Below are 15,351 nucleotides of genomic sequence, written 5' to 3' on the forward strand. Positions count from 1 at the left end.
GAAGCATTCGGAAGTTTCGGGCCCGGCCCCACCTCAGGCGGCCCGCAGCGAAGCGAGGAAGCGAGCGACCTCGGTATCGAGCTTGCGGGACTGGCCGGAGAGGTCGGATGCGGCAGACAGGACGTCGTCGGCCGCCTCGCCGGTCTTCCCGGCGGCGCCCGCCACCCGCGAGATGCCGGCGGTGACAGCCCCGGTGCCCGACGCAGCGCAAGAGACGTTGCGCACGATCTCCTGGGTGGCGGCGCCCTGCTCCTCGACGGCCGCCGAGATCGAGGTCGCGACCCCGTTGATCTCCCGGATGCGGGTCGCGATCCCGCTGATCGCCGTGACGGCCTGCGCCGTGGAGGCCTGGATCTGACCGATCTGCCCGGCGACCTCGTCGGTCGCCCGCGCGGTCTGGTTGGCGAGTTCCTTCACCTCGGCGGCCACCACCGCGAAGCCGCGCCCCGCTTCGCCGGCGCGGGCCGCCTCGATGGTGGCGTTGAGCGCGAGCAGATTGGTCTGGGCGGCAATGGTCGAGATCATCGCCACCACGTCGTTGATGCGCACGGCCGAGGCGCTCAGGGCCTGCACCAGGCCGGCCGTCTCGTCCGCCTCGTTCACCGCCGAGCGTGCCAGCCGGGACGAGCCGTCCACCTGGCGGCTGATCTCCTCGACCGATGAGCCGAGTTCCTCCGCCGCGGCGGACACCGCATGAACGTTGGCGGCGGCGTCCTGCGCCGCCAACGCGACGGTGCCGGATTGCCCGGCCGTATCGGTGGCGGTCTCGGTCATGCTCCGCGCCGTCGCCTGCAATTGCCCCGCCGCCGCCGTGACGGAGGCGATGATGCCGCCGACCGCCCCCTGGAACTCGTCGGCCATATCCCGCATGGCGGCCTTGCGCTGCGCCTCGGCGCCGGCACGCGCCTCCGCCGTCTCGGCCTCCAAGGCATGGGTGCGGATCAGGTTGTCCTTGAAGACCTGCACGGCCGCCGCCATGGCGCCGATCTCGTCCCGGCGGCCCGTTCCCGGGATCGACGCGGCGGTGTCGCCCGTGGCGAGGCGGTGCATCGCGCCGGTCATACGGGTCAGGGGCCGGCTGACCTCGAGGATGAGGAGGGACACTGCGCCGACCGCCAGCAGCACCGCGAGGGCGAGGAACCCCAACATCTGCAGCGTGCCGGCCTCGTAGGCGGCATTTGCCTGCGCGACGCTGGCCTTCGCCGCCGCTTCGATCAGCGCGTTGAGCTTGTTCAACTCGGCGATCACCGTGCGGATGCCATCGGACATCTCCCCGTCGTAGCTGCGCACGGCTCCGGCGAGGTCGTCGTTCTCGGTCATGACCACCGCCGCCTCATGCAGTGCCAGATAGCCGTTCCAGGCCCGTTCGAAGCCCGCATAGGTCGCTTGCGCCTCCACCGAGGCAGGCAGCTCGCGATACAGCGCCTGTTGCTGCTGCAGTTCGGCGAGGCGCTGGTCGAGCAGGAGCTTGGCTTCCGCGACCTGATTGTCCGTCTTGGCCGCGAGGAGGCGGCCTCCATTGATCCGGACCCGAAGCGTCAGCGCCTGGATCCGGCCGAGAATTTGTGTAGCCGGCAACCGCAACTCGGCAACATCCGCTCCCGTCTCGTGCAGCACCCGCGCCTGATGGAAGGCTAGCGTGGTGAGCGCCATCACCAGAGCAACCATGACAGCGAAGGCCAGGACCAGCTTCGACCTGATCGAGACAGCTTGCAGCATTTTATTTCTCCAACTTCACCGCAAAGACTTTTATTTCATCTTCATGCTGATGGTTGCAGGACTTTGGTGAAAGAATTGGATGCTTCCGGAGGGCTCACCTGAAAAAGTTGGCGCTGTACCGGGTCTATTCGCTGGAAAAGCAGATGATGTGTTCTGATGCCAAGTCGGATCGGGGTACGCCGAGGTCCATGTCCGGCATCGGCGCCGACAGGGCCGATGGGTCAACGCGGGAGACGGAACGGACGGACACTTCGCGATGACGCGGGGCCGGGAGATCATGGCGGACACTGATGGAAATCTGCGATTCCGCCGGAAAATCAATCACCGATGCGGACGGCAACCCGTCCTTTACCGCTCTGCAAACATAAGGAGACCAGAACATCCGTCGTAGGCTCCCCGATATGTCCACCGGTTTCCTGTCTTCCCTTCGCGCCCGCATCGTTCTGGTTGCGCTGGCGCCCTGCCTCGCCTTCGCGGTGGTGGCGGGTCTCGCCATCGCCGATCGCTGGAGCGAGCGCACCCGCATGATGCAGGTGCAGGATCTCGCGGGCCTCGCGGGGCGGATCAGCGCGTTCGTGCACGAAGCGCAGCGCGAGCGCGGAGCCTCCAACCTGTTCCTGGGCTCGAAGGGCACCCAGTTCCGCGCCGAACTCGATACCCAGCGCCGGCGGACGGACGAGAGCCGGACCAGCCTCGACGCGGCGGCCGGCCTGGACCCGAACACGTTCGGTCCCGGCGTGGCGCGTCGCCAAACGGCGCTGGCCGGCCAGATCGCCGCGATCGCAGAGCACCGCAGAGGCGTCGACGCCCTCGCCCGCACCCCGGCCCAGAACGTCGCCCTCTATTCGGGCGTCATCGCCAGCGCCCTCGACCTCGTGCGCGAGATGTCCCAGGTGGCGGCAAGCGTCGAGCTTGCAGGCCGCATCGCGTCCTATTCCGCCTTCCTGTCGCTGAAGGAACTCGCCGGTCAGGAGCGCGCGACGGCCTCGGCGATCATCAGCATGGGGCGCAGCGACCTCGCCGGACTGGAACGCCTCACCGGCCTGATGGCCGGCCAGGCCACCTACGAAGCCCTGTTCCGCCTCGGCGCCGATCCGGCGGGTGCGGCCCTCCTCGATGCCGCCAAGGCGAGCCCGGCCGTGCGGGAGGTCGAGCGCCTGCGCCAGGGCATCCTCGACACGCTGCCCGGAACGCCCCTGGCCTTCACCGATGCCCCGGCCTGGTTCGGCTTCGCCACGCAGCGCATCGACGGGCTCAAGGCCATCGAGGACAGCCTCACCACGGGACTCGCCGGCGCCGCGGCGGATGCGCGGGCGGCCGCCGAACGCAGCGCGACGATCTGGATCACGGCCGGCCTTCTCACCCTCACGGTGTCCAGCGGGCTGGCCTTCGCCTTCGGAACCGCCATCGCGCGCCCGCTCGCCCGCATCGCGGCGGCCCTGACCGCCATCGGACGCGGGGCGGACGGCGGACCGATCCCGACCGGCGGCGCGCGCGAGGTCCGTGCCATCGCGGCAGCGGCCTTCGACTTCCGCGACAGCATCGCCGAGCGTCGCCGCATCAGTGCCGAGGCCGAGGTCCTGAGCCAGCGCGCGGCGGCCGCGCGCCGCGAGGCGATGTTCGAACTCGCCGACCGGTTCGAGACACAGGCCGGAGGCATCGTCGAGGCCGTTTCGGCGGCCTCCAACCAGCTCGAGACCGCCGCCTACGCCCTGACCCAGGCCGCCAGCGACACCTCGTCCCTCAGCGGCGCGGTGGCGGCGGTTTCCCAGGACAACGCCGCCACGGCCGACACGGTGGCGGCGGCCACGGAAGAGCTGAGCGCCTCCGTGCGCGAGATCGGCACCCGCGTCGAGACGTCGACCGTCGTCGCCGACGAGGCGGAGCGGGACGCCGCCCGGATGAAGGGGGATGTCGCACGCCTCGCCACGGCGGCGAGCAGCATCAACGAGATCGTCGGCCTGATCTCCAGCATCGCCGGACAGACCAACCTGCTCGCGCTGAACGCCACCATCGAGGCGGCCCGCGCCGGGGAGGCGGGGCGAGGCTTCGCCGTGGTGGCGACCGAGGTGAAGAGCCTTGCGACCCAAACCGCCCGCGCGACGGAGGACATCGCCGCGAAGGTCGCGGAGATCACGCACTCCACCAACGCTTCGGTGGAGACGATCGCGGGCATCAGCGAGGTGATCCAGCGCCTCGGACACATCTCGGGAGACATCGCAGCCGCCGTCGAGCAGCAGGGCGCGGCGACCCAGGAGATCGCCCGCAACACGGCGCTCGCGTCGGAAGGCGCCCGCGCCGTCTCGGGCCACATCGTCGGCGTGCGCGAGGCGGCGGAAGCGGCGCGGAACGGCTCGTCCCAGGTTCTGTCCGCCGCCAGCGAACTCGCCGGGCAGGCGGCGTCCTTGCGCAGCCAGGTCGACGACTTCCTGGCCGGCGTCCGGGCGGCCTGAGTCGCGCGACGCCTAGCGGGCGGTCGTCCAGGGATTGATGACGCGCATCGCCGTGGCCTCGATCCGGACCGGCTGGTCGACGGTCGCCGGCATGACCTTGCGGGCCTGGGCCATCATCCGGCGGGCCTGGTCGGCGGGCATAGCCCCGACCGGGAGCATCATGGCGGCGAGCTGGTTGCGGGTGCGGCGATCGATGAAGTCTGAGCGCCCGACGCTCTCGAAGTCGCGCGCCGTGTGGCGGTCGTCCGGCTTGCCGACGAAGACCTTGGGTCCGTCCTTCATGACCACGATATCGCCGGGGCGCAGGGTCTCGTCCTTCATGAAGGCAGCGGCCGGACCCGCCTTCATGTCGAGGGGCGTCTGGCGATCCGCGATCTTGATCTGAAGAGGCTCCGCCTTCGGGAGGGCCACGTAGCGGATCTTGGGGCGCTGGCGGGTGGTGACGGCGCGGCGGATCGAGCGGCGCGTCGGGGCATATGCGTCCGGAGCGGCAACCGGGGCCGGCACCACTTGCGGGGCGGGGCGGGCGGGGGCAAACAGCAGGTCGAAGAGACTGCCTTCGCTGCTCTGCGCATGGGCCGGAAGTCCGAGCATCAGCAACGCGAAGGCAGACACCATCGCCGCGCGCGGCGCGGCGGATAGCGGAATCGTCGGCATCGATCTCTCCGATTGCGGCACCCGACCGCGCGTCGGGACGACACCTTAACAAAAGCACAACCTGAACAGTTCCAAGGTTTTCAGAACATGGTGAGGCCGCCGTCAAAATATCGGCGAGGCCGCGGAACCCGGTCCTCAAGACCAGTTTCGCGCTCCCCGCGATCCGCCGGCGCACGAACCTGATGCAGGTTGCGGCACGACTGATCCCGCGCCCCCATCAGGTCGCGGCGAGCCGGGCAATCCTGGCCGCGCGCGCGGCGGGACGTTCCGGCTTCCTGCTCGGCGACACGACGGGACTCGGCAAGACGCTCTCGGTCTGGAGCGCGCTGGCGGCGATGCCCGAGCGCGAGATCCTCATCGTCTGCCCCAAGGGGGCGATGCCGCAATGGCGCCGGACCATCGCCCTCTCGGGTCTGGCCGACAAGGCGGTCACGCTCACGAACTACGAGCGCACCAAGGCTCTGATGGCGCCGCCCCCGGTGAATCGGAGCCGCTCGACGCGGGCCCGGAACAACGCGCTGGCCCGGCACGGGACGCCGAAGCGCGCCTGGCCCCTGGTCGTCTTCGACGAGAGCCATCGCCTGCGAAACCCCTATGCGCAGCAGAGCCTGGTCTGCCGGCAGATCGCGCAGGCGGCCGCGTTCACGGTCTATCTCAGCGCCACGGCCGGCCAAGCCCCGCACGAACTCTCGTATCTTGGGCGCCTCCTCGGCGAGGCGGCGGGCCAGCCCAGCGAGGCGCTGGCGGAGTTTCGCGTCCTGATGCAACGCCTCGGGATCGGGCGCGCGAAGGGGCGCTGGACCAACTGGTCCTGGGAGGCGAACCCGCACGATTGCGCCGTGATGGCCGACCTGCTGTTCAAGGGCGCGGGCGCGATCGGAATGCGGCGGCGCCCCGCCGACATCGCCGGCTGGCCCGAAGTCCAGCGCGAACTCAGCCCCGTCGCCTTGAGCCCGGCCGAACGGCGCCTCTACGACGCGACATGGCGGGAGTTCCGGCGCGAATGGGGCCTCCTGGGGGGCAGCACCCGCAAGCCGGCGGGCTGGGCCGCCGATCTGCGTTTTCGCCAGAAGGCGAGCCTGCTGCGGGTCGCCGGCACCGCCGCCTTCGCCGACCTCCTGCTGGAGGAGGGGCAGCAGATCGCGGTCTCGGTGGCTTTCCTGGAAACGGGGGACGCCCTCGTGGAGGCCCTGCGGACGGCGGGCTGGCGGGCCGACGCCATCACGGGGACGCGCTCGGGCGAGGCCAACGAGGCGACGCGCCTCGCATTCCAGACCGGAAACCTCGACGCGGTGATCTTCACCGTCACGGAGTCGATTTCGCTGCACGAGGGCGAGATGCCCGGCGGCGAACGCACCCGCGCCCTGATCGTCCACGACCTGCGCCACAGCGCGATTCAACTCGCGCAGATCGAGGGGCGCTGCCACCGCGACGGCCGGCAGGCGACGGTCTACTACGCGCTCGCCGAGGGTACCGTGGAGGAAAGCATCGCCGCCACCGTCGTCGCCCGCATGGCCTCGATGGAGGCCATGACGGGGGAGGACACGACGCTCCTCGACGCCATCGCAGCGGCGATCGGAGCGATTCCGGAGGCGGCCGCGCCCTGAGAGACCGTGTCGGCCGGAACGGGATCGTACCGTCACGGTTGTGGCCTTCAGGGTCCCGGGTTTCCGGGACCGTCCGACGAAGAGGATCCGACACGATGGCACGACCGACGCCGAGCCTGCGCAGCCTGATCAGCGAGGGCCTGCGCCACGGCGGCGACCTCGTGGGTCAGGAACTCGAACTGATGCGCCGGGAGACGGATGGGAACATCCGCGCGATCCTGGGGCTCGTGGCCCGGTTCGGGACGGCGCTCACGCTGGTGGTCGCCGCCCTGGTGATGCTGTTCGTGGCCCTGGTGAAGGGGCTCGCCGCGCTGATCGGCTCGGAGGTCCTGGCGGCGCTCATCGTCGGCACCCCGTTCGCCGCCGTCGCCCTGATCCTGACGGTGATGGGCACGCGTCGGATGGCCCGCTCCAACCTGCTACCCCGCCGCTTCGAGCGCCAGGTCGGCAAGGATGCGGCCCTGGTCGCAAATCAAGTGGCCGATTGAGCCTCAGCCTCCGGCGACCGAGGCGAGGAGCGCGTCCTTGTCGACCCCGAGGGCGCCGGCGATCTCACTGAGCGCGACGTGTTCGACCGCGCTGATACCGGCCTGATCGGCGACATCGGCCGCGATCAGGAACACGCTTTTGCGCTGGTCAATCTCGCGATCCGCGAGCGCCGAGACGAAGCGCAGGTTCTCGGCCCGCCCGGCGCGGGTGCGCGCGCGGGCGATCCCCTCGAACAGCTCGGCTTCCAGCTTGAGGGTGTCGTAGCCCTTCTCCAGGATCGGGTTGGCGCGCATCCCCGCGAGCGCCACCTCGATCTCCTCCTCGTCGACCTCGTAATCGGCAAGGATGACGTTGGCCGCGGCCGAAACCGCCGCCTCCATCAGGGCGCGGTCCCCGAGATAAGCCGCGACGTTCTGGGTAAAGCGTCCGACGAAATCCTGAAACGCGCCCATCAGCTTCTCCGGCGAAAGGGCTGTTCCACGACGCGTGCGCGGCGAGGGACCGACCTTGAGTGAATGCACGAAAGTCCGGGCGCATCAAAAGCTTGGCGCTGCCGGCCTGTCAACGCGGGACCCCGGTCGCTCCCGCGTCCTCAGTCATCCCGCTTCGGCGGGTAGGCGTGCGGAACCCCGCGCGGGTCGGTCACCCGCCATCCGGTCCCGTCCGCCTCCACGTAGTCCGGCCCGGCCGGCACCTTTCCATGGCCGCCCGGGATGTCGAGGACGTAGAGGGGCTGGGCGAGGCCCGAGAGCCGGCCGCGCAGGGATCGGGCGAGGTCCCGCCCCCGGGCGAGATCCGTGCGCAGGTGGCTGGTGCCCGGCGCGAGGTCCCCGTGATGCAGGTAGTAGGGCTTCACCCGGTTCTCGACGAAGCGGCGCATCAGAAGACTCAGGGTATCGGGATCGTCGTTCACCCCGGCGAGGAGCACCGACTGGCTGACCATTGGGATCCCGGCATCCACGAGGCGCGCGATCGCGGTCTCGGCGGCAGAGGTGAACTCACGCGGATGGTTGGCATGAAGCGCGACGAAGACCGCGCGCCCGAAGCGCTTGAGGGCCGCGACGAGATCGTCCGTCACCGCAACGGGATCGACCACCGGCACGCGGGTGTGGAAGCGCAGCACCCGCACATGCGGAATGTCCGCCAGCGCCGCCGCGAGGGCGGCGAGGCGACGGGGCGAGAGCGCGAAGGGATCGCCCCCCGTGACCACCACCTCCCAGATCTCGGGATCCGCCGCGATGTAGGCGAGCGCCTGCGCCAGATCGGCCTCGCTCAGCATGCCGAGCCCGTCCGGGCCGACCATCTCACGTCTAAAGCAGAACCGGCAATAGACCGGGCAGACATGCAGGGGTTTGAGCAGCACCCGGTCGGGATAGCGGTGGACGATGCCCCGCAGGGGACTGTGGGCGTCGTCGCCGATCGGATCGGCATCGTCCTCCGGGCGCGTCGTCAGCTCCTCGGCGCGGGGCAGGAACTGGCGGGCGATCGGGTCGGCCGGATCGTGCGGGTCGATCAACGCGGCCATGTCGGGCGTCACCGACACGGCGTAGCGCGCCGCCACGGCCTCGAGGGCCGGCAGGTCGCCCGGGGCGACGAGTCCGGCCCGGACCAGGGCGGCGGGATTGCGCAGGGGCGGGTTCATGCCGGAGGTCCCGCCACGGGGGTCCAGATCACATCCTCGATGCGCGGCGCGCCCGTGGCGAGCATCACCAGACGGTCGAGGCCGAGGGCGATCCCGCTCGCCTCCGGCATGATGGCCAGCGCCGCCAGGAACTCCTCGTCGAGGGGATAGCTCTCCCCGTAGACGCGCGCCTTCTCGGCCATTTCCAGGGTGAAGCGCCGGCGCTGCTCCTCGGCATCCGTGAGTTCGCCGAACGCGTTGGCGAGCTCGACGCCGCAGGCATAGAGCTCGAACCGCTCGGCCACCCGGGGGTCGCGCGGGCTCGGACGCGCGAGGGCCGCTTCGCTCACAGGGTACTCGCACAGGATGGTGGGACGGCCGATGCCGAGATGCGGCTCGATGCGGGCGACGAGGACGCGGCTGAAGAGGTCGGCCCAGCTGTCGTCGTCGGCCACCCGCAGCCCCGCCGCAGCGACGGCGGCGGCCAAAGCGGCGCGGTCCGTCCGACCATCGGCATCGACCGTGGCGAGGAGGTCGATGCCCGCCCGCTCGGCGAAGGCCTGCGCCAGGGTAACGCGTTCGAACGCCGCGCAGGGGTCGGCCTCCCGTCCCCGGTGGCGCAAGGTGGCGGATCCCGCCGTCTCGGCCGCGAGCGCCAGCAGCGCGGCGCAATCCTGCATCAGGACGGTGTAATCGGCGCCGGCCCGGTACCATTCGAGCATGGTGAATTCCGGATGATGCAGCGGCCCACGCTCGCGGTTTCGAAAGACCTGCGCGAAGCAGGCGATCCGCCTCTCGCCGGCGGCCAGGAGCTTCTTGCAGGCGAATTCCGGGGAGGTGTGGAGATAGAGGGGTTGGCGGGTGCCATCCGGCCCGAGCGCCTCGGTGGCGAAGGCCGAAAGGTGGGCCTCGTTGCCCGGCGAGACCTGCAGCGCGGCGGCCTCCACCTCGACGAAGTCGGCGCGCGCGAAATGCGCCCGGAACGCCGCCACGATGCGGTTTCGCGCCATCAGGGCGGGGCGGCGGTCGGCATGCCGGTGCGGCGACCACCAGGGGGAGGGGGTGCTCATGCGGGACGCGATGGAGTGAGGATCATGGCCTGGATGGGAAGGCTCTTGGGCGCCGCCTCACGGGGCGACTGGCAACGGGGGCTCGGATAGGTTAGTGGCGGGGCCAAGATGTCGCTCCCGCGGATGACACCGCGCCGGGGCGACGCACCCGTTTTTCTCTACGCACACAGCAGGACCAGACCCCGTGAAGGTGATCGCCTCTACGCTCCGCAAGGGCAACGTCGTCGACAAGGACGGCAAGCTCTACGTCATCCTGACGGTCGAGAACATCCATCCCGGCAAGGGCACCCCCGTGACGCAGCTCGACATGCGCCGCATCACCGACGGCGTAAAGGTGTCCGAGCGCTACCGCACCACCGAGTCGGTGGAGCGCGCCTTCGTCGAAGACCGGGAGCACACCTTCCTCTACGAGGACGGCGAGGGCTTTCACTTCATGAACCCCGAGAACTACGACCAGGTCGCCATCCCCAAGGACGTCGTCGGCTCCGCCGCGCCGTACCTCCAGGAAGGCATGGCCGTGATGGTCTCCAGCCATAACGGCGTGGCGCTGACCCTCGAACTGCCGCAGCGCGTCGTCCTCGAAGTGACCGAGACCGAGCCGGCGATGAAGGGCCAGACCGCCTCGTCGTCCTACAAGCCCGCGATCCTCTCCAACGGCGTGCGCACCGCCGTCCCGCCGCATATCGCGGTCGGCACCCGCGTGGTGATCATGACCGAGGACGGCTCCTACGTGGAGCGCGCCAAGGACTGAGTCAGGATTGAGCGCGACCGGGAACGGTCCCGGCCTCACGGCACGGGCGCCGTTCCCTCCGCCGCCTCGTAGCAGCCCTGCGAGAGTCCCTGCGCCCGCAGGCGCTCCTCGGGGCTGAAGCTGCGGGGCTTCTCGGCCCAGAGGCCCTCGCGCCGGAAAGCATCGGAGACGCAGGCCGCCGCCATGGCACAGGCCCGCGACTCTCCCCCCGTCGCGAGGCAGTTGCGAACGAAGACCGCCCGGAATTCGGCGACGCCCGCCTGCGGATGCGGTCCGGTCAGGGTGACGAGCCCGGTAAGCAGCGCCATCAGCACGGGCTGGTGGACGAGATAGATCGCGAGGCTGTGCCGGCCGGCAAAGGTGAGCCCGCGCCCCAGCCGTCCCGTCGCCCGCCACACGCCGAGCCGCGAGCGGGCGAAGGCCGCCCATCCGGACCGGGCCAGGGCGATGCCGGCGAGCACCAGACCGAACCAGGGAAACAGCGGCACGTAGTCGTTGGTCTGCGGCGTTCCGCGCCCGAGGCCGAGGAAGGCCAGGAACGGTGCGTCGAGCCAATCCGCCGCGACGAGGTGAGGCGCGGCCAGCACCGCGAGGGCGGCAACCACGACGGCCCAGACCGGCAGGCGCCGCAGGAACGGCAGGGCGAGGACGCTGGCCACCGCGATGCAGTGCAGGATGCCGAAGAAGATGTAGCTCGACGGATCCGTGACGAGCGTGGCCCCGGTGACGAGGAGCGCCGCCCCGGCGATGCGTGCGAGCCGCAGCGTGAAAGGCCGCACGGCGATCCCTGTCCCGTTCATCAGCACGAGGCCGATGCCGACGAGGATCAGGAAACCTCCTGCGATCCCGTGGGCGGCGAGACGTCCGAGCGGGGTCAGCGCGTAGTTCTCGGGGGTCAGCCGCAGGGCGCCGAGGTCCCAGGTCGCATGGTAGGCCGCCATCGCGGCAAGCGCGACGCCCCGCGCCGCATCGATGACATCGAAGCGTGCAAGACGAATAACTGGCGGAGCAGGGGGGCGGGTCATCCGCCGAGCCCCTAGCACCGATCCGCAGCCCGGGCGACGCATCGCGGGCAACGCGATTCCCGACACCTGCTGAATCAAACTTCAATGCGGGCCGCCGTCCCTTCGAAATGCTGTGCCGTGACCAGGGGTTCTGCGGGGCCATGCCGGGGCGGCCTGTTGCAAGCGCACCGCCGTGGCGAACAATACGGCAGTCGGGGCGTCCTGCGGCCGTGAAACGGGCTTCCGCAGAGTCATGACTTTGTTAATCTCTCCCATGAGTCGCTTGGCGTGATTCGGTATGGGTTGCTTACATGTCGGACGATTTCGGTTCAGGCCCGTTTGGGCGGCGCTCGTCGGGGGACCTCGACGACACCCGCGCCGGTGAGGGCTTGGCGGGGGAGATGACGCGCCCCCTCGACCTCATCGAAGTCTCGGGCCATATCAAGTGGTTCGACGTTGCCAAAGGCTTCGGCTTCATCGTGCCCGACGACGGATCGGCGGACGTGCTTCTGCACATCACCTGCCTGCGCCGTGACGGCTACCAGAACGCCAGCGAGGGTGCGCGGGTCGTCGTGGAGGCGACGGAACGGGCGCGGGGCTGGCAGGCATTCCGGGTCGTCTCTCTCGACCAGACGACGGCTACCCATCCCTCCGAACTCCCGCTGCCCCGCACCCATGTGACGGTCACGCCCACCAGCGGTCTCGAAACCGCCGTGGTGAAGTGGTTCAACCGCCTGCGCGGCTTCGGATTTCTGAGCCGGGGCGACGGAACGCCGGACATCTTCGTGCACATGGAGACGCTTCGCCGTTACGGAATCGCCGAACTCAAGCCTGGCGAGATGGTTCTCGTCCGCTACGGTGACGGCTCGAAGGGCAAGATGGCGGCCGAGGTCCGGTTGCTCGACGGCGCGCTGCCCGCTTCACATTGACGGATGGTCCGGTGGTTTCTCGACGCATGTTCGACGCGCGTGATGGGTTTCGCGCGCTTTTCACCCTGATCTTCCTCGGCCTCGCGCAGGCGGCGGCTCAGGACGCCGCGTCCGGTCCGACCGAGCGCCTGAGCATCGTCGGCCGGGAAGGCCGGCACATCTTTGCCGTCGAGGTGATGCGCAACGACGCCGACCGGGCGCGCGGCCTGATGTACCGCCGGACCATGCCGCCCGACCACGGGATGCTGTTCGACTTCCAGGCCGTCGCACCGGTGGCCATGTGGATGAAGAACACCTACCTGCCCCTCGACATGCTGTTCATCCGCGCCGACGGCACCATCGCGAAGATCGCGGCCGAGACCGAGCCGCTCTCCACCAAGGTCATCCCCTCGAACGAGCCTGTGCTCTCCGTCCTCGAACTGAATGCCGGGACGGCGGCCCGTCTCAAGCTTCACGCCGGCGACCGGGTGGAGCATCCGCTGTTCGGCGCCAAGCCCCGGTAACCGCGGCGGACACCCCGAACACATCGAGAACACCGGCTTGACGCCTGTACCGTTTCGGAGCACTGTTCCCTTAATGTTCTGAAACGCTTCGGACCGCCCGCACGCGGCCCGACACAGCGATCGAGAGGGGACATCATGTTCGACCTGCATCCGAACGAGACCTGTGCATCCACGGTCGCCCTGTTCGAGAACGCGGACTGGCGGGTGCTCGGCGAAGGTCTCGAACACCGCGGCACGGGCTACTTCATCACCCGTGAGACGATCGGTATGCGCCGGGGCGACCTCTGGGAGTGGCCGCTGCACCTCGCGGAGAAGAACTGGTGCACCCCCCGCAGCTTCCGGCAGGCCTTCCTGGCGGCACTGGAAGCATTCGGTGAGATTCCGGATGCGAGCCTCGCACGGTCGTTCGCGGTCGGATTCGGGCTCGTCCAAGGTCCCGGAACGAAGCACACCGCGCAGGCGGGCGGTACCGAGGAGTTCCTTGCGCTGGGCGACGTCGTTCGGCCGAGATCCGTCAACACGGTCAAATCCCCGGGCTCGCTGCCGGCTCGCAAGCGCAGTCCTGGCAGCGAGACGCGGGCGACCAGCCGTCGCGTCGGAATGCCGGTGACGCACCTGACGGGCGAGGCCCCGCGCCAGCGCGCCACGTCCTGAGACCTTCCCGGGCTCGCCGTGGCCGCGCGATGCCCTAGCTGATCTGAAGACGCTCGATGTCGACGGGGGACACCATGGCCGCTTGTCCGGATGACCTGACCGAAGCCGCTCCAATCGGAGAACTCTCCGGGCTCGTGGTGCCACCCCTGTCGCGGCGCGGCTTCGTGATGACGAGCCTGATGACCGGCCTCACCCTGGCCACGACGGCCGTGGAAGCCCAGGTGATCCACACCGATGCGGAGGGTCTGGAAGCCGGGGAGGTCCAGATTCCGGCGGCGGACGGACCGATGCCTGGCTACCGCGCCATGCCGAAGGGGGAGGGGCCGTTCCCCATCGTCCTCGTGATCGAGGAGATCTTCGGGGTCCACGACTACATCAAGGATATCTGCCGGCGCCTCGCCAAGGTCGGCTACTGCGCCGTCGCTCCGGAGCTCTACGCGCGCCAGGGCGACCTCTCGACGATGACGGATGCGAAGGCGATCATCCGTGACGTGATTTCCAAGACGCCCGATGCCCAGTGGATCGTCGACCTCGACGCGGCCGCGTCCTGGGCCGTGTCCCATTCGCGTGGCGATGGCGGGCGGATCGGCACCATGGGATGGTGCCGCGGCGGACGCGGCGTCTGGCTCTACGCCGCTCACCGGAAGGACCTGAAGGCCGGCGTCGCGTGGTATGGTCCGGTCGGTGGCGAGCCGTCGCCGATCCAGCCCCTCACCGGCATGGATGTGGCCGCGGAAATCCACGCCCCCATCCTCGCGCTCTATGGCGGTGCCGATACCGGTATTCCGGTGGCGGCTGTGGAGGCGGCCCGCGACAAGGCGCGGGCGGCGGGCAAGTCGGTCGAACTGGTCGTCTACCCGGATGCCCCGCACGGCTTCCATGCGGATTACCGGCCAAGTTATCGTCCAACCGAAGCGAAGGATGGTTGGGAGCGGGCTTTATCCTTTCTCAAGATGCACGGTGTTGGCTAAAACCCTGCTCCAAGCGTGACCTTTAAAGCACAGCCGGGCTGTCGTGTGGTCGGGCGCCCCGCGATAGTCCAATCAGACACATTGACACTTTTGTGCGCGCATGGCGCAACGATGTAAGCGGCCCGCCGTTCTGGCCTCAAGAGCGTTCCGGACCCATGAGTGCTGTGACATCCTCGGACGCACGACCCGTGATCCTCGTCGTCGAGGACGAGCCCGACGAGCGCTTCCTCGCGGCCGAACTGCTGGAAGAAACGGGCTTCCGCGTCATCGAGGCCGAGACGGCCGAACGCGCACTCGCGATCCTCAATGACAGGGCGGACGAAGTCAGCGTCGTCTTCTCGGATGTGCGGACGCCGGGGCCAATCGGCGGCTTCGAACTCGCCCGGATCATCGGTGTGACCTGGCCACGGGTGCGGGTGCTCCTGACCTCGGGCGATGCCGGCGACCAGCCGAGCGATCTGCGCGTCTCCGCAACCTTCATCCCGAAGCCATGGCGCGCGGCCGACATCCTCGCCTGGGTGGAGGAAGCCGCCGGGCGTCCGGACGGTGCCAAGCGAGGCCCCGACGTGATCGGCTCACCACCGACCGGTGCCTAAAGTATTATCATACCTTTATGGAAACATCCGTGTAATCGCCCGTTGACCGGTCTCGGAAATTGAAAGGCCGCTCGATGGCCGGTGAGTCAGCCATGAAACCCGTTCGCGCCCTGCGCAGCCCGATGATCGACGAGTCCTGGTCGTCTCTCACGGCGTTCTCCGATCAGCGCATGCTGTCGACCCTCGGTAGCAATTTGCGCGACGTGTACGACGATCTGACGGATTCGGCACAGCCGAGCGAGCTCCTGCGTCTGGCCGCGATGATCGATGAACGTCGGGGTGGCGACGCCTCCTGACAATCGAATCGCCGGATGAAGTGCGGCCGGA

At 69.3% G+C, this 15,351-nt stretch carries 16 protein-coding genes; 10 read left to right on the forward strand and 6 right to left on the reverse strand.

Translation table 11 applies throughout. The annotated features are described in order from the left end of the window. Nucleotides 1–33: 33 nt before the first annotated feature. A complete protein-coding gene (locus OF380_RS17040) occupies nucleotides 34–1,719 on the reverse strand; it encodes a methyl-accepting chemotaxis protein (protein WP_264046025.1) in 1,686 nt (561 codons plus the stop codon). A gap of 401 nt (nucleotides 1,720–2,120) precedes the next feature. Here OF380_RS17040 and OF380_RS17045 point away from each other — a divergent pair, with 401 nt between their 5' ends. After that, nucleotides 2,121–4,172, forward strand: coding sequence for a methyl-accepting chemotaxis protein (locus tag OF380_RS17045; RefSeq protein ID WP_264046027.1), 2,052 nt, complete (start codon nucleotides 2,121–2,123; stop codon nucleotides 4,170–4,172). Between the two features lie 12 nt (nucleotides 4,173–4,184). Here OF380_RS17045 and OF380_RS17050 read toward each other — a convergent pair whose 3' ends face one another. Next, complete coding sequence (locus OF380_RS17050; RefSeq protein ID WP_264046029.1) at nucleotides 4,185–4,829, reverse strand: hypothetical protein; 645 nt, start codon at nucleotides 4,827–4,829, stop codon at nucleotides 4,185–4,187. 182 nt (nucleotides 4,830–5,011) lie between these two features. Here OF380_RS17050 and OF380_RS17055 point away from each other — a divergent pair, with 182 nt between their 5' ends. Together OF380_RS17055 and OF380_RS17060 are read left to right on the forward strand one after the other, a co-directional pair. Further along, nucleotides 5,012–6,436 (forward strand): SNF2-related protein, encoded by a 1,425-nt coding sequence (locus OF380_RS17055; RefSeq protein ID WP_264046031.1) that lies wholly within the window; start codon nucleotides 5,012–5,014, stop codon nucleotides 6,434–6,436. A 95-nt stretch (nucleotides 6,437–6,531) separates the two neighbouring features. Continuing rightward, nucleotides 6,532–6,924 (forward strand): phage holin family protein, encoded by a 393-nt coding sequence (locus OF380_RS17060; protein WP_264046033.1) that lies wholly within the window; start codon nucleotides 6,532–6,534, stop codon nucleotides 6,922–6,924. A 3-nt stretch (nucleotides 6,925–6,927) separates the two neighbouring features. Here OF380_RS17060 and OF380_RS17065 read toward each other — a convergent pair whose 3' ends face one another. The 3 genes from OF380_RS17065 to epmA all read right to left on the reverse strand — a co-directional run bounded on the left by OF380_RS17065 (nucleotide 6,928) and on the right by epmA (nucleotide 9,616). After that, entirely contained in the window at nucleotides 6,928–7,377 is a 450-nt protein-coding gene (locus OF380_RS17065; protein WP_264046034.1) for a tellurite resistance TerB family protein, read from the reverse strand. Between the two features lie 140 nt (nucleotides 7,378–7,517). After that, nucleotides 7,518–8,567, reverse strand: a complete 1,050-nt coding sequence (locus OF380_RS17070) for a lysine-2,3-aminomutase-like protein (protein ID WP_264046037.1) — start codon at nucleotides 8,565–8,567, stop codon at nucleotides 7,518–7,520. Further along, the gene (gene epmA / locus OF380_RS17075; protein WP_264046039.1) at nucleotides 8,564–9,616 is read right to left on the reverse strand and encodes an EF-P lysine aminoacylase EpmA; all 1,053 of its coding nucleotides are present in this window, start codon (nucleotides 9,614–9,616) and stop codon (nucleotides 8,564–8,566) included. The genes OF380_RS17070 and epmA overlap by 4 nt, the downstream gene beginning before the upstream one ends. A 184-nt stretch (nucleotides 9,617–9,800) precedes the next feature. Between epmA and efp the strand changes: the two genes are divergently transcribed. Beyond that, a complete protein-coding gene (gene efp / locus OF380_RS17080; RefSeq protein ID WP_264046041.1) occupies nucleotides 9,801–10,367 on the forward strand; it encodes an elongation factor P in 567 nt (188 codons plus the stop codon). A 35-nt stretch (nucleotides 10,368–10,402) separates the two neighbouring features. Here the strand turns inward: efp and OF380_RS17085 are convergent, their stop codons facing one another. Beyond that, nucleotides 10,403–11,392 carry a heparan-alpha-glucosaminide N-acetyltransferase gene (locus OF380_RS17085; protein ID WP_264046043.1) on the reverse strand — a complete coding sequence of 330 codons (990 nt, stop codon included), beginning with the start codon at nucleotides 11,390–11,392 and terminating at the stop codon, nucleotides 10,403–10,405. Nucleotides 11,393–11,772: 380 nt separating this feature from the next. On the opposite strand from OF380_RS17085, the gene OF380_RS17090 reads away from it, so the two are divergent. From OF380_RS17090 to OF380_RS17115, 6 genes are all read left to right on the forward strand, one after another. Beyond that, nucleotides 11,773–12,300: a cold-shock protein gene (locus OF380_RS17090; RefSeq protein ID WP_264051364.1), complete on the forward strand. Its 528-nt coding sequence runs from the start codon at nucleotides 11,773–11,775 to the stop codon at nucleotides 12,298–12,300. A gap of 26 nt (nucleotides 12,301–12,326) precedes the next feature. Then, nucleotides 12,327–12,803 carry a DUF192 domain-containing protein gene (locus OF380_RS17095; protein ID WP_264046045.1) on the forward strand — a complete coding sequence of 159 codons (477 nt, stop codon included), beginning with the start codon at nucleotides 12,327–12,329 and terminating at the stop codon, nucleotides 12,801–12,803. A 135-nt stretch (nucleotides 12,804–12,938) separates the two neighbouring features. Next, nucleotides 12,939–13,457, forward strand: coding sequence for a hypothetical protein (locus OF380_RS17100; RefSeq protein ID WP_264046047.1), 519 nt, complete (start codon nucleotides 12,939–12,941; stop codon nucleotides 13,455–13,457). 74 nt (nucleotides 13,458–13,531) lie between these two features. Beyond that, nucleotides 13,532–14,428, forward strand: coding sequence for a dienelactone hydrolase family protein (locus OF380_RS17105; RefSeq protein WP_264051365.1), 897 nt, complete (start codon nucleotides 13,532–13,534; stop codon nucleotides 14,426–14,428). Nucleotides 14,429–14,583: 155 nt separating this feature from the next. Then, nucleotides 14,584–15,024 carry a response regulator gene (locus tag OF380_RS17110; protein WP_264046049.1) on the forward strand — a complete coding sequence of 147 codons (441 nt, stop codon included), beginning with the start codon at nucleotides 14,584–14,586 and terminating at the stop codon, nucleotides 15,022–15,024. Nucleotides 15,025–15,116: 92 nt separating this feature from the next. Then, a complete protein-coding gene (locus tag OF380_RS17115; RefSeq protein ID WP_264046050.1) occupies nucleotides 15,117–15,320 on the forward strand; it encodes a hypothetical protein in 204 nt (67 codons plus the stop codon). The last annotated feature ends 31 nt before the right edge of the window (nucleotides 15,321–15,351 follow it).

Source organism: Methylobacterium sp. FF17, assembly GCF_025813715.1.
Lineage (GTDB): Bacteria > Pseudomonadota > Alphaproteobacteria > Rhizobiales > Beijerinckiaceae > Methylobacterium > Methylobacterium flocculans.

Bases quoted from the DNA above. Each gene is read 5' to 3' on its own strand.
- OF380_RS17100 (WP_264046047.1), top strand. From the start codon at position 12,939: ATGTTCGACCTGCATCCGAACGAGACCTGTGCATCCACGGTCGCCCTG.
- OF380_RS17045 (WP_264046027.1), top strand. From the start codon at position 2,121: ATGTCCACCGGTTTCCTGTCTTCCCTTCGCGCCCGCATCGTTCTGGTT.
- OF380_RS17070 (WP_264046037.1), bottom strand. From the start codon at position 8,567: ATGAACCCGCCCCTGCGCAATCCCGCCGCCCTGGTCCGGGCCGGACTC.
- OF380_RS17110 (WP_264046049.1), top strand. From the start codon at position 14,584: ATGAGTGCTGTGACATCCTCGGACGCACGACCCGTGATCCTCGTCGTC.
- OF380_RS17090 (WP_264051364.1), top strand. From the start codon at position 11,773: ATGACGCGCCCCCTCGACCTCATCGAAGTCTCGGGCCATATCAAGTGG.
- OF380_RS17065 (WP_264046034.1), bottom strand. From the start codon at position 7,377: ATGGGCGCGTTTCAGGATTTCGTCGGACGCTTTACCCAGAACGTCGCG.
- OF380_RS17085 (WP_264046043.1), bottom strand. From the start codon at position 11,392: ATGACCCGCCCCCCTGCTCCGCCAGTTATTCGTCTTGCACGCTTCGAT.
- OF380_RS17055 (WP_264046031.1), top strand. From the start codon at position 5,012: ATGCAGGTTGCGGCACGACTGATCCCGCGCCCCCATCAGGTCGCGGCG.
- OF380_RS17040 (WP_264046025.1), bottom strand. From the start codon at position 1,719: ATGCTGCAAGCTGTCTCGATCAGGTCGAAGCTGGTCCTGGCCTTCGCT.
- epmA (WP_264046039.1), bottom strand. From the start codon at position 9,616: ATGAGCACCCCCTCCCCCTGGTGGTCGCCGCACCGGCATGCCGACCGC.
- OF380_RS17060 (WP_264046033.1), top strand. From the start codon at position 6,532: ATGGCACGACCGACGCCGAGCCTGCGCAGCCTGATCAGCGAGGGCCTG.
- OF380_RS17105 (WP_264051365.1), top strand. From the start codon at position 13,532: ATGGCCGCTTGTCCGGATGACCTGACCGAAGCCGCTCCAATCGGAGAA.
- OF380_RS17115 (WP_264046050.1), top strand. From the start codon at position 15,117: ATGAAACCCGTTCGCGCCCTGCGCAGCCCGATGATCGACGAGTCCTGG.
- OF380_RS17050 (WP_264046029.1), bottom strand. From the start codon at position 4,829: ATGCCGACGATTCCGCTATCCGCCGCGCCGCGCGCGGCGATGGTGTCT.
- OF380_RS17095 (WP_264046045.1), top strand. From the start codon at position 12,327: ATGTTCGACGCGCGTGATGGGTTTCGCGCGCTTTTCACCCTGATCTTC.